General features: G+C 73.1%; 10 protein-coding genes and 1 pseudogene. 10 read left to right on the top strand and 1 reads right to left on the bottom strand.

Annotated features, from left to right (window positions below; all coding sequences use genetic code 11):
• Positions 1-184: 184 nt before the first annotated feature.
• Positions 185-1,393 (bottom strand): methyltransferase domain-containing protein, encoded by a 1,209-nt coding sequence (locus ACIQUR_RS03145; protein WP_403658010.1) that lies wholly within the window; start codon positions 1,391-1,393, stop codon positions 185-187.
• A 513-nt stretch (positions 1,394-1,906) separates the two neighbouring features.
• Between ACIQUR_RS03145 and ACIQUR_RS03140 the strand changes: the two genes are divergently transcribed.
• From ACIQUR_RS03140 to hpnE, 10 genes and pseudogenes are all read left to right on the top strand, one after another.
• Positions 1,907-3,676 (top strand): DUF5941 domain-containing protein, encoded by a 1,770-nt coding sequence (locus ACIQUR_RS03140; protein WP_403658007.1) that lies wholly within the window; start codon positions 1,907-1,909, stop codon positions 3,674-3,676.
• Positions 3,673-4,425, top strand: coding sequence for a sugar phosphate nucleotidyltransferase (locus ACIQUR_RS03135; protein ID WP_399941298.1), 753 nt, complete (start codon positions 3,673-3,675; stop codon positions 4,423-4,425). Before ACIQUR_RS03140 ends, ACIQUR_RS03135 begins: the two co-directional genes overlap by 4 nt.
• On the top strand, positions 4,413-5,474 hold the full coding sequence (locus ACIQUR_RS03130; protein ID WP_403657300.1) for an iron-containing alcohol dehydrogenase family protein: 1,062 nt from the start codon (positions 4,413-4,415) through the stop codon (positions 5,472-5,474). Before ACIQUR_RS03135 ends, ACIQUR_RS03130 begins: the two co-directional genes overlap by 13 nt.
• Positions 5,452-6,231, top strand: a complete 780-nt coding sequence (locus ACIQUR_RS03125; protein WP_403657297.1) for a CDP-alcohol phosphatidyltransferase family protein — start codon at positions 5,452-5,454, stop codon at positions 6,229-6,231. The genes ACIQUR_RS03130 and ACIQUR_RS03125 overlap by 23 nt, the downstream gene beginning before the upstream one ends.
• Before the next feature lie 35 nt (positions 6,232-6,266).
• Complete coding sequence (locus ACIQUR_RS03120) at positions 6,267-7,115, top strand: glycosyltransferase family 2 protein (protein WP_403658004.1); 849 nt, start codon at positions 6,267-6,269, stop codon at positions 7,113-7,115.
• Positions 7,116-7,214: 99 nt separating this feature from the next.
• Positions 7,215-8,144, top strand: a complete 930-nt coding sequence (locus tag ACIQUR_RS03115) for an ABC transporter permease (RefSeq protein ID WP_403657294.1) — start codon at positions 7,215-7,217, stop codon at positions 8,142-8,144.
• On the top strand, positions 8,137-8,922 hold the full coding sequence (locus tag ACIQUR_RS03110) for an ABC transporter ATP-binding protein (RefSeq protein WP_403657290.1): 786 nt from the start codon (positions 8,137-8,139) through the stop codon (positions 8,920-8,922). Before ACIQUR_RS03115 ends, ACIQUR_RS03110 begins: the two co-directional genes overlap by 8 nt.
• Positions 8,923-9,260: 338 nt before the next feature.
• The gene (gene hpnC, locus ACIQUR_RS03105) at positions 9,261-10,181 is read left to right on the top strand and encodes a squalene synthase HpnC (protein ID WP_403657287.1); all 921 of its coding nucleotides are present in this window, start codon (positions 9,261-9,263) and stop codon (positions 10,179-10,181) included.
• Complete coding sequence (gene hpnD, locus ACIQUR_RS03100; RefSeq protein ID WP_403657284.1) at positions 10,178-11,128, top strand: presqualene diphosphate synthase HpnD; 951 nt, start codon at positions 10,178-10,180, stop codon at positions 11,126-11,128. The genes hpnC and hpnD overlap by 4 nt, the downstream gene beginning before the upstream one ends.
• A gap of 148 nt (positions 11,129-11,276) precedes the next feature.
• A pseudogene (gene hpnE / locus ACIQUR_RS03095) lies at positions 11,277-12,758 on the top strand (hydroxysqualene dehydroxylase HpnE); the annotation flags it as partial.
• Between the last annotated feature and the right edge of the window lie 33 nt (positions 12,759-12,791).

The following is a 12,791-nucleotide window of genomic DNA, read 5'->3' as shown; positions in this document are numbered from 1 at the left end:
ACCATCCTTCGCTTCGGTCTTCGGCCTTCAGTCTGCCGTACCCGAGCGTCTTGTCCGCACTTCGGTGATCCGCGCATGTCTGCCCCCCGTCGCGTGCTATGCGACGGGGGGCGGACCCCCGGCCGGAGGCCGGCCGCGGCCCTCGGCCGGTCCGGGACCGCAGCCCCGGACCGGCCGTCACGCCTCAGACCCCGAACGGACCCGCATACGCCAGCGTCCCCGCCGGCACGGCCGCGGAGCCGTCCAGCACGAGCGCCATCAGGTACTCGTCCGGTACGTCGAACGGCGCCCGGATGCCGTACCGCGAGGCCCGGACGAACCCGAACCGCGGGTAGTACCCGGGGTGCCCGAGCACCAGCACCAGCGGCTCGCCCGCCGCCCGTGCCGCGTCGAGCAGCGCCGTGACCACGGCGCTCCCGGCACCCTGCCGCTGCGAGCCCGGCAGGCTCGCCACCGGCGCCAGCGCGAGGGCCGGGACCCCGTCGACGTGGCAGCGGGTCAGCAGCGCGTGCGCGGCCACCGACCCGTCCGGCGCCTCGGCGACGTACGACAGCCCGGGCAGCCAGGCGCCGTCCTCCCGCAGCGCGTCCACCAGGTCGGCCTCCATCGGCGTCTCGAAGGCGGCCGCGTGCACGGCGTGTACGGCGGCCCGGTCCTCCGCCCGCTCGGGCCGCACCCGCCACCGCGTGCCCCACGGCCGCAGCACGTACCCGGTGTAGCCGTAGTCGCCGCCGTGCTCGCGCCGCAGGGCGATCTCCTCGCGGGTGGCGGCGAGTGCCGCCGCCATCCCGGGCCCGGAGGGGTCGGCCGCGTCGGCGCGTGCGGCGAGCGGCCCGTAGTACTCGTCCCAGTCGGACTCCGGCTGCGGGACCACCCCCACCACCTGGTAGCCGGCGGCGGCCGCGGCCGCCCGGTTCCGGTCCCCGGTGCGCAGCGGGCAGTGCGGGTCCCAGAAGGCGCGAGCCGCCGCGGACGGCTCGTCGACGGTCCACTCGCACTCGGTCAGCACGAGGGTGCCGCCGGGCGCGAGCAGCCGGCGCCACGTGGCCAGCGCGGTGTCGAAGCCGACGATGTACGCGGAGCTCTCGGCCCAGACGAGGTCGAAGGAACCATCCGGAAAGGGGACGTCCGCCATGTCCGCCTTGACGGTGTGGATCCGTCCGTCGAGGCCGCGGGCGCGGGCCTCGGCCCGCAGCTCGGCCAGGAACGGCTCGTGCAGGTCGACGGCGGTCACCTCGGCGCCGGCCTCGGCGGCGAGGAGGAGCGCGGAGCGGCCGGGGCCGCAGCCCAGGTCCAGGATCCGCGGCCGCTCGGGCAGCGGTCCGGCCAGGGAGAGCAGCCGGCGGGTGGTGGCGTCGGAGCCGGGGCCCTGCCGGGGCAGCCCGTGGTGCAGCGCGAAGAACGCCTCCCAGAAGGCGGGGGAGGAGGCAGAGCCGGAAGAAGAAGAGGAAGAGGACGCGGACGCGGAGGCGTCCTGGGTGTGGTCGGTCAACGTGAACCCTTGGAAAGGGGGCTCCGGCCGACGGCTGTCCGCGCGGGTCGCCGGGAAGCGACGTACCGCGGTCGGATCAGGCCCGGCCGGACACCCGGAGGATGGGGATGAACCGGTCGGCACCACGCGTGGTGGCGCACATCACGACGGTCATCAACCCACCTCCTTCATCACGTTCACGGTTTCGGCGCGACGCACCCGTGTGACGGGGGCGTCCGGGTACCGAGCCTAACATCCCCGGCGTTTGTCCCCGGGACGGCGTATCGACCATGATGATCACGAGGGCCGCCGAGCCGGAGATCATCGGATTGTCGGGGCGTAAACGGGCGGTGAACGTCCGCTTCCTCTCATCCGATAGCCTCTGCCGACGTGCAGCCCGCCCCCTGGGGCGCCCGTCCCAAGGAGTGAGTCCGTCTGTCGACCGCCATCCTCACCGGCCCGCCGGTACCCGGATCGCCGCTCGAAGGCGATCTGCGTGCCCTCGGCTTCGACGTACGGATCGCCGCCGGCCCCGCAGACACCGGAGCCCTGCTCGCCGCGGTCCCCGCGGGGGAGCGCGTCGCGGTGGTGGACAGCCGCTTCACCGGCCACCGGCACGCGCTGCGCCTCGCCCTGACCGACCCCCGCTTCGCGGCCGCCGCGGTCCCGGGCGCCCTGGGCGTCCAGCCCGCCGCCCGCCCCGGTCTCGACCGGGCGCTGGCCCGGGCCACCGCGCCCGCGCACAGCCTGCCCGACGAGCTGGCCGAGGTCATCGAGGCCGGCGGCACCGCCGTGCAGCGCCCCGAGCTGGGCACCCTCGTGGCCGCCGTGCCCGAGTCCCGCGCGGAGCGGGAGGTCGCGGACGCCGCGGTCGCGGCCGTGGACGACGAGGCCGTGCGGCTGCGCACCGCGGTGAAGTCCCGCGACGGCTTCTTCACCACCTTCTTCATCAGCCCGTACTCGCGCTACATCGCCCGCTGGTGCGCGCGCCGCGGTCTGACCCCGAACCAGGTCACCACCGCCTCGCTGGTCACCGCGCTGATCGCGGCCGGCTGCGCCGCCACCGGCGAGCGCTGGGGCTACGTCACCGCGGGCGTGCTGCTGCTGGTCTCGTTCGTGCTCGACTGCACCGACGGCCAGCTGGCCCGCTACTCGCTCCAGTACTCGACGCTGGGCGCCTGGCTCGACGCCACCTTCGACCGGGCCAAGGAGTACTCCTTCTACGCCGGCCTGGCGCTCGGCGCGGCCCGCAACGGCGACGACGTCTGGGCCCTGGCGCTCGGCGCGATGATCCTCATGACCTGCCGGCACGTGGTCGACTTCGCCTTCAACGAGGCCAACCACGACGCCACGGCGAACACCAGCCCCACCGCGGCGCTCTCCGACCGGCTCGACAGCGTCGGCTGGACGGTCTGGGCCCGGCGGATGATCATCCTGCCGATCGGCGAGCGCTGGGCGATGATCGCGGTCCTGACCGCGTTCACCACCCCCCGGATCACCTTCTACGCCCTGCTGGCGGGCTGCGCCTTCGGCGCCCTCTACACCACGGCCGGCCGTGTCCTGCGCTCGCTCACCCGCCGGGCGAAGCGCACCGAGCGCGCCGCGCGGGCCCTGTACGACCTGACCGACTCCGGGCCGCTCGCCGAGCTGGCCGCCCGCCCGGTGCGGCTCCCCGGCCCCGCGGTCGCCCCGGCGCTGCTGGCCGCCGTGCTGATCACCGGTGCCGCGCTGTGGCTGCCCTTCGGCAGCGGCACGCTCGTCGCCTTCGCCGCCGGTTACGCGGTGCTCGCCGGCCTCGCGGTCTCCCGCCCCCTCGCCGGCCCGCTGGACTGGCTGGTCCCGCCCGTGTTCCGGGCCGCCGAGTACGGCACCGTCCTGGTGCTGGCCGCCAAGGCCGGGGTGAACGGTGCCCTTCCCGCGGCTTTCGGGCTGGTGGCGGCGGTCGCCTACCATCACTACGACACGGTGTACCGCATCCGCGGTGGCACCGGCGCGCCCCCGCACTGGCTGGTGCGGACGACCGGCGGCCACGAGGGCCGGGTCCTGGTGACCGTGGTCCTCGCCGCAGTCCTCGCGCACACGGACTTCCCCGTCGCGCTCACGGCCCTGGCCGTGTTCGTGGCACTCGTGGTGCTCGTGGAGAGCATCCGCTTCTGGGTCTCTTCCGGAGCACCCGCCGTACATGACGAAGGAGAACCAGCATGATCGGCCTTGTACTCGCCGCCGGTGCCGGACGCCGTCTGCGTCCCTACACCGACACCCTCCCCAAGGCCCTCGTGCCCGTCGGCCCCGAGGGCCAGGAGGAGAGCCTCACGGTCCTCGACCTGACCCTGGGCAACTTCGCCGAGGTCGGGCTGACCGACGTCGCCATCGTCGTCGGCTACCGCAAGGAGGCCGTGTACGAGCGCAAGGCCGCGCTGGAGGCCAAGTACGGCCTGAACATCACGCTGATCGACAACGACAAGGCCGAGGAGTGGAACAACGCCTACTCCCTGTGGTGCGCGCGTGAGGTCCTCAAGCAGGGCGTGATCCTCGCCAACGGCGACACCGTCCACCCGGTCTCCGTCGAGCAGACCCTGCTCGCCGCCCGCGGCAACGGCCAGAAGATCATCCTCGCCCTCGACACGGTCAAGAACCTGGCCGACGAGGAGATGAAGGTCATCACGGCCGACGGCAAGGGCGTCCAGAAGATCACCAAGCTGATGGACCCGGCCACCGCGACCGGCGAGTACATCGGCGTCACCCTGATCGAGCCCGAGGCCGCCGAGGCCCTGGCCGACGCGCTGAAGGCCACCTTCGAGCGCGACCCCGACCTGTACTACGAGGACGGCTACCAGCACCTCGTCAACGACGGCTTCACGATCGACGTGGCTCCGATCGGCGACGTCCAGTGGGTCGAGATCGACAACCACGACGACCTCGCCAAGGGCCGGAAGATCGCATGCCAGTACTGACGCGGCTGATCCCGTCGCCGGTCGTCGTCGACATCTCCCGCGGCGCCATGGACGACCTGGCCGGCCTCCTGGCCGACCAGCGGATCTCGGCGTCGGGGAAGCTGGCGATCGCGATCAGCGGCGGGTCCGGCCAGGCGCTCCGCGCCAAGCTGGGGCCCGTACTCCCGCACGCCGACTGGTACCCGGTCGTCGACGGCACGATCGACTCCGCGGTCAAGCTCGCCGACGACATAAAGGGCCGCCGGTACGACGCCGTGGTCGGCCTGGGCGGCGGCAAGATCATCGACGTGGCGAAGTACGCCGCGGCGCGGGTCGGCCTGCCGATGGTGGCCGTGGCCACCAACCTCTCGCACGACGGCATCTGCTCGCCGGTGTCCATCCTGGACAACGACAACGGGCGCGGCTCCTACGGCGTGCCCACCCCGATCGCGATGGTCATCGACCTCGACGTGATCCGGGACGCGCCGGCCCGGTTCATCCGGGCCGGGATCGGCGACGCGATCTCGAACATCTCCGCCATCGCGGACTGGGAGCTGTCGCACGAGATCACCGGCGAGGCGGTGGACGGCCTGGCGGCCGCCATGGCCCGTACCGCCGGCGAGTCCGTGCTGCGGCACCCGGGCGGCTGCGGGGACGACGAGTTCCTCACCGTGCTCTCCGAGGCGCTGGTGCTCTCCGGCATCGCCATGTCGATCAGCGGCGACAGCCGCCCCTCCTCCGGGGCCTGCCACGAGATCAGCCACGCCTTCGACCTGCTCTACCCGGGGCGCTCCGCGCTCCACGGCGAGCAGGTGGGCCTGGGCGCCGCGTTCGCGATGCACCTGAGGGGCTCCCGCGAGCAGGCCGGCCTCTTCACCGAGGTGCTGCGCAACCACGGCCTGCCCGTGCTGCCCGAGGAGATCGGGTTCAGCGTGGACGAGTTCGTCGCGGCCGTCGAGTACGCCCCCCAGACCCGTCCGGGACGCTTCACGATCCTGGAGCACCTCAACCTGTCCGTCGCCGAGATCAGGGACGCCTACTCCGACTATGCCAAGACCATCGGTAGCTGAACTCCGCCCGGTCGTGCACCCCCCGGGTGTGAAGGACCGGCGCAGCGGTGAGCACTGGGGCGGCCGCCTGTACATGCGCGAGGTCTCCCTGCGCATCACCCGTGTCCTGGTGGGCACGAAGGTCACCCCGAACCAGCTGACCTACCTGATGACGCTCGCGGGCGTCCTCGCCCTGCCCGCCCTGCTGGTGCCGGGCATCTGGGGCGCGGTGCTCGGCGTGGTCGCGGTCCAGCTGTACCTGCTGCTCGACTGCGTCGACGGCGAGGTGGCCCGCTGGAAGAAGCAGTACAGCCTGTCCGGGGTGTACCTGGACCGGGTCGGCGCGTACCTGTGCGACGCGGCGGTCCTGGTGGGCATGGGCCTGCGCGCCGCCGACCTGTGGGGCGGCGGCCGGATCGACTGGCTGTGGGCCTTCCTGGGCACCCTCGCGGCGCTCGGCGCCATCCTGATCAAGGCCGAGACGGACCTGGTCGGGGTCGCCCGCCACCAGGCGGGCATGGAGCCCGTCAAGGAGGCGGCGGCGGAGCCGCGTTCCTCCGGGGTGGCGCTGGCCCGCCGGGCCGCCGCGGCGCTGAAGTTCCACCGGCTGATCCTCGGCATCGAGGCGTCGCTGCTCATCCTGGTGCTGGCGGTGCTGGACCAGATGCGCGGCGACCTGTTCTACACCCGGCTCGGGGTCGCCGTACTGGCCGGCATCGCGCTCCTCCAGACGGTGCTGCACCTGGTGTCCGTCCTCGCCTCCAGCAGGCTCCGGTGAGCGCCGGCCTGCGCGTCGGCGCGGTGGTCATCACCATGGGCAACCGCCCCGACGAGCTGAAGGCGCTGCTCGACTCGGTCGCCCGCCAGGAGGGCGACCCGGTCGAGGTGGTCGTGGTCGGCCAGGGCGTGAAGGCCTCCGAGCTGGTGCCCGCGGGCGTGCGCGCCGTGGACCTGCCGGAGAACCTCGGCATCCCCGGCGGCCGGAACGTGGGCATCGAGGCCTTCGGCCCGGGCGGCTCCGACGTGGACCTGCTGCTGTTCCTGGACGACGACGGGCTGCTGCCCCGCACCGACACCGCCGAGCTGTGCCGGCGGGCCTTCGCGGAGGACCCGGAGCTGGGCATCGTCAGCTTCCGGATCGCCGACCCCGACACCGGTGTCACGCAGCGCCGCCACGTGCCGCGGCTGCGGGCCTCGGACCCGATGCGCTCCTCGCGGGTGACCACCTTCCTGGGCGGCGCGAACGCGGTCCGCACGAAGGTGTTCCAGGAGGTCGGGCCGCTGCCCGGCGAGTTCTTCTACGCGCACGAGGAGACGGACCTGGCGTGGCGGGCGCTCGACGCCGGCTGGCTGATCGACTACCGCGCCGACATGGTCCTGTTCCACCCGACGACCGCGCCCTCCCGGCACGCGGTGTACCACCGGATGGTGGCCCGCAACCGGGTCTGGCTGGCCCGCCGGAACCTGCCCGCGCCGCTGGTCCCCGTGTACGTGGGCGTCTGGCTGCTCCTGACGCTGCTGCGCAGGCCCTCGGCCGCGGCCCTCAAGGCCTGGTTCGGCGGCTTCCGCGAGGGATGGTCCACGCCGTGCGGCCCGCGCCGTCCCATGAAGTGGCGGACCGTGTGGCGGCTGACCCGGCTGGGCCGACCTCCCGTCATCTGACAAGCTCGGTTCTGGGAGCATGGGCGTACTCCCGGGACCAGGCGTCCGACCGCCACACGCCCGACCGGCCGCGCATCTTGAAGACGAAAGTTTCAACTTGTGAGTGACACAACCCATGACGGCGCCCTCGCCACGAGCAAGCCGCCGTCTCCCGACGCCGGGCTGAGCGCCGCGGAACTCGCGGCGAAGTACGGCCTGTCGGTGAGCGGTGCCCGACCGGGGCTCGTCGAGTACGTCCGGCAGCTGTGGGGCCGGCGCCACTTCATCGTCGCGTTCTCGCGGGCGAAGCTGATGGCGCAGTACAGCCAGGCCAAGCTCGGCCAGATCTGGCAGGTCGCGACCCCGCTGCTCAACGCGCTGGTCTACTACCTGATCTTCGGGCTCATCCTGAACGCGGGCAAGGACATGCCCAAGGACGTGTACATCCCGTTCCTGGTGATGGGCATCTTCGTCTTCACGTTCACCCAGAGCTCGGTGATGGCCGGCGTCCGGGCGATCTCGGGCAACCTGGGCCTGGTGCGGGCGCTGCACTTCCCGCGCGCCTCGCTGCCGATCTCCTTCTCGCTGCAGCAGCTCCAGCAGCTGCTGTACTCGATGATCGTGGTCTTCGCGGTCGCCGTGGCGTTCGGCAACTACCCGCAGCTGTCCTGGCTGCTGGTGATCCCCGCGCTGTTCCTGCAGTTCGTGTTCAACACCGGGCTCGCGATGGTCATGGCGCGGGCGGGCGCGAAGACCCCGGACCTGGCGCAGCTGATGCCGTTCGTCATGCGCACCTGGATGTACGCGTCCGGCGTGATGTTCTCCATCAGCGTGTACCTGAAGGACAAGCCGGCCTGGATCGCCGACGTCCTGCAGTGGAACCCCGCGGCCATCTACATGGACCTGATCCGCTTCGCCCTGATCGACGGGTACGACTCCAGCTACCTGCCCCCGCACGTGTGGGCCTTCGCGGTCGGCTGGGCCGTGCTGATCGGCCTCGGCGGCTTCGTGTACTTCTGGAAGGCTGAGGAGCGTTACGGCCGTGGCTGAGAACAACCGGGCGGCCGTCCCCACGGTCATCGCGGACAACGTCCACGTCGTCTACCGCGTCAACGCGGGCGGCGGCGGCAAGGGCAGCGCCACGGCGGCGATGAGCAAGATACTCCGCCGCAAGAAGCAGGGCGACGCCCCGGGCGTGCGCAAGGTGCACGCCGTACGCGGCGTCTCCTTCACCGCGTACAAGGGCGAGGCCATCGGCCTCATCGGCACCAACGGCTCCGGCAAGTCGACGCTGCTGCGCGCCATCGCCGGCCTGCTGCCGTGCGAGTCGGGCAAGGTGTACACCGACGGCCAGCCCTCGCTGCTGGGCGTGAACGCGGCGCTGATGAACGACCTGACCGGCGAGCGGAACGTGATGCTCGGCGGCCTCGCGATGGGCATGTCCCGCGAGGAGATCAAGGAGCGCTACCAGGGGATCGTCGACTTCTCGGGCATCAACGAGAAGGGCGACTTCATCACCCTGCCGATGCGCACCTACTCCTCCGGCATGGCGGCGCGCCTGCGGTTCTCGATCGCCGCGGCGAAGAACCACGACGTGCTGATGATCGACGAGGCGCTGGCGACCGGTGACCGCCGCTTCCAGATCCGCTCCGAGGAGCGGATCCGCGAACTGCGCAAGGAGGCGGGCACCGTCTTCCTCGTCAGCCACAGCAACAAGTCGATCAGGGACACCTGCGACCGCGTGCTCTGGCTGGAGAAGGGCGAGCTGCTGATGGACGGCCCCACGGACGAGGTCGTCAAGGCGTACGAGAAGGAGACCGGCCGCTAGGCCGTGTCCTGACGACACCGCCCCCACCGGTCACTCCGGCACCACCACCGGCCCCCGCCGCGGCCCGCGGCGGGGGCCGCCGTGCGACATTCGGTCACCGGACGGACACCCGGCAGGGCCGAAAAGCGTTGTACAACGTAAGCTGTACCGGTGCTGATTCGTGGCAAGTGGGGCGGTTTCCCCGCATGTAAGCGGTGGCCCTCGCCGGGCGGACCGGCGGCGTGTCCGAAATAGGATGTTTTGGATCGGCAGTGTAGAACGGGAGATGTGACGGCAATGGCTACGGGAATTCTCCGGCCCCCAGGCGCGCGAGCCGTCCCCGCCCCGGGCGGCGGGCGGTGACCGCGGGGCCCGGCATCCGGCCCCCGTCCGACACGGCTCACACCCGCGCCACCCTCGGCAAGGCCACGGAGGAGAACTTCCCCGTCGCCCCGTTCTTCGTCCCCGCCGCCTGGCGCGAGGGACTCATGGCCGTCTACGGGTACGCCCGCCTCGTCGACGACATCGGCGACGGCGACCTCGCCCCCGGCGGCCGCGACGCCGCGCTCCTCGGCGTCGCCCCCGACCGCGCCGACGACCGCCTCGCCGTGCTCGACGCCTTCGAGGCGGACCTGCGACGCGTCTTCGACGGCACCCCCCGGCACCCGCTCCTCAGGGCCCTCCAGCCCGTGGTGGACCGCCACCGGCTGACCCCCGAGCCGTTCCTCGGGCTGATCGAGGCCAACCGGCAGGACCAGCGGGTGACCCGCTACGCCACGTACGAGGAGCTCGCCGCCTACTGCGAGCTGTCCGCCAACCCCGTGGGCCGGCTCGTGCTGTCCCTCACCGGCACCAGCACCCCCGAGCGGATCCGCCGCTCCGACGAGATCTGCACCGCGCTCCAGATCGTCGAGCACCTCCAGGACGTCGCCGAGGACCTCGGCCGCGACCGCATCTACCTCCCCGCCGAGGACATGGAACGCTTCCGCGTCACCGAGGCCGACCTGGCCCGCCCCACCGCCGGCGCCTCCGTGCGCTCGCTCGTCGCCTTCGAGGCCGAGCGCGCCCGCCGGCTGCTGGACGAAGGCACCCCGCTGGTGGCCAGCGTCCACGGCAGGCTCCGGCTGCTGCTCGCCGGGTTCGTCGCCGGGGGACGCGCCGCGCTGTGCGCCGTGGCCGACGCGGGGTTCGATGTGCTGTCCAGTTCGCCCAAGCCCGCCAAGCTCCGCCTGGTGCGCGAGGTGGGCGCCGTCCTGCGCACTGCGCCGAGAGAGGGGTGAGCCCGACCGTGGAGGGAACCTCGCACGCGTCCGGAGCGGTACTCGCCGCGTACAGCTACTGCGAGGCCGTGACCGGTACCCAGGCGCGCAACTTCGCCTACGGCATCCGGCTGCTGCCCACCGAGAAGCGCCAGGCCATGTCGGCCCTGTACGCCTTCTCCCGGCGGGTCGACGACATCGGCGACGGCACGCTCGCGCCCGAGGCGAAGCTCGCGCGCCTGGAGGACACCCGGGCGCTGCTCGGCCGGATCCGCGACGGCGCGGTCGACGAGGACGACACCGACCCGGTCGCCGTCGCCCTCGCCCACGCCGCCCGCCGCTTCCCCATCCCGCTGGGCGGCCTCGACGAGCTGATCGACGGCGTGCTCATGGACGTCCGCGGCGAGACGTACGAGACCTGGGACGACCTCAAGGCCTACTGCCGGTGCGTCGCCGGAGCCATCGGCCGCCTCTCGCTGGGCGTGTTCGGCACCCAGCCCGGCGCGCCCGACGCCGCACGCGCCGCCGAGTACGCCGACACCCTCGGCCTCGCGCTCCAACTCACCAACATCCTCCGGGACGTTCGCGAGGACGCCGGCAACGGCCGCACCTACCTGCCCGCCGAGGACCTCGCCAAGTTCGGCTGCGCGGAGGGCTTCGGCTCGGACCGCGCCCCCGCCGGCTCCGACTTCCCGGGCCTGGTCCACCACGAAGTGCGGCGCGCCCGCGCCCTGTTCGCCGAGGGCTACCGGCTGCTGCCCATGCTCGACCGGCGCAGCGGCGCCTGCGTGGCGGCCATGGCCGGCATCTACCGCCGTCTCCTCGACCGCATCGAGCGCGACCCGGCGGCCGTCCTGCGCGGCCGCGTCTCGCTGCCCGGCCGCGAGAAGGCCTACGTCGCCGTGCGCGGCCTCTCCGGCCTCGACGCGCGGACCATCTCACGCCAGCGCACGAGGAGGCGGGCCTGACCGTGACGTACCCCACCGTGCAGTCCCCGCCCCGGGGCGCCGCCCACGGGCCCGCCGCCCCGGTTCGCGCACACGTGCGGGCCGGCCGTGCGGCCGCCCGGGCAACCGGCCGCCCGGCCGCGGCGTCTTCGCGTACGTCCGGCACGACCGCGGCCACGCCGCGCACCGGCCGGACCGTACCGCCCACGGCGGGAGGGGAGGACGCGTGAGCGACAACCGTGCCGTCGTCGTCGGCGGCGGCCTCGCCGGCGTCACCGCCGCGCTCGAACTCGCCGACGCCGGGCTGGAGGTCACCCTCCTCGAAGGCCGCCCGCGCCTCGGCGGCCTCGCCTTCTCCTTCAAGCGCGGCGAACTGACCGTCGACAACGGCCAGCACGTCTACCTGCGCTGCTGCACCGCCTACCGGTGGTTCCTCGACCGCGTCGGCGGCGCCCACCTCGCCCCCCTCCAGGACCGGCTCGACGTGCCCGTCCTCGACGTCGCCCACCCCAAGGGCCCCCGGCTCGGCCGGCTGCGCCGCACCGCTCTCCCCGTCCCCCTGCACCTCGGCCGCTCCCTGGCCACGTATCCGCACCTCAGCCTGCGCGAGCGCGCCGCGGTCGGCCGCGCCGCCCTCGCCCTGCGCTCCCTCGACCCGGACGACCCGGCCCTGGACGGCGTGGACTTCGCCACCTGGCTCGGCCGGTACGGGCAGTCCGCGCGCAGCGTCGAGGCCCTGTGGGACCTCATCGGCATCGCCACCCTCAACGCCACCGCCGACCGCTCCTCCCTGGGCCTGGCCGCGATGGTCTTCAAGACCGCGCTGCTCACCGAACCGGGCGCCGCCGACATCGGCTGGGCCCACGTGCCGCTCGGCGAGCTCCACGACACCCTGGCCCGCAAGGCCCTCGACTCCGCCGGGGTCACCACCGAGCTGCGCTCCCGCGTCGGCGGCATCTCCCGTACCCAGGACGGGAACTGGCGGGTCGTCACCGAGGCCGGCGCCCTGGAGGCCGGCACCGTCGTGCTCGCCGTACCGCAGCGAGAGGCGCACGCCCTGCTGCCGCACGGCGCACTCGACGACGCCGACACCCTCCTCGACATCGGCACCGCGCCCATCCTCAACGTGCACGTCGTATACGACCGCAAGGTCCTCCGGCAGCCCTTCTTCGCGGCCCTCGGCACCCCCGTCCAGTGGGTCTTCGACCGCACCGACGCCTCCGGGCTCACCGACGGCGGCCAGTACCTGGCCCTGTCCCAGTCCGCCGCCCAGGACGACATCGACGAACCCGTCTCCGTCCTGCGCCGCAAGTACCTCCCCGAACTGGAGCGCCTGCTGCCGGCCGCGCGCGGCGCGAAGGTACGGGACTTCTTCGTCACCCGGGAGCGCACCGCGACCTTCGCCCCCACCCCCGGCGTCGGACGGCTGCGCCCCGGCCCCCGCACCAAGGCCCCCGGCATCCACCTGGCCGGCGCGTGGACCGCCACCGGGTGGCCCGCGACGATGGAGGGCGCCGTGCGCAGCGGCGTCGGCGCGGCGCACACGGCGCTCACCGAGCTGGGCCGCCACCATGAACTTCCCCCTGGCTGCGCCGGGGGGACCCCCCCTTCCGGCAGCGCCGGAGGCACCTCCGGCAGGAGCGCGGCATGACGATCAGCACGACGAGCACGTCACGTACAGGAA

The organism is Streptomyces sp. NPDC101132 (genome assembly GCF_044759225.1).
GTDB lineage: Bacteria > Actinomycetota > Actinomycetes > Streptomycetales > Streptomycetaceae > Streptomyces.
This window is presented reverse-complemented; position numbering and strand designations above follow the sequence as displayed.

Excerpts from the sequence above, each read along its gene's own strand:
- ACIQUR_RS03135 (WP_399941298.1), top strand. The coding sequence starts at position 3,673 with ATGATCGGCCTTGTACTCGCCGCCGGTGCCGGACGCCGTCTGCGTCCC.
- ACIQUR_RS03130 (WP_403657300.1), top strand. The coding sequence starts at position 4,413 with ATGCCAGTACTGACGCGGCTGATCCCGTCGCCGGTCGTCGTCGACATC.
- ACIQUR_RS03125 (WP_403657297.1), top strand. The coding sequence starts at position 5,452 with ATGCCAAGACCATCGGTAGCTGAACTCCGCCCGGTCGTGCACCCCCCG.
- ACIQUR_RS03120 (WP_403658004.1), top strand. The coding sequence starts at position 6,267 with ATGGGCAACCGCCCCGACGAGCTGAAGGCGCTGCTCGACTCGGTCGCC.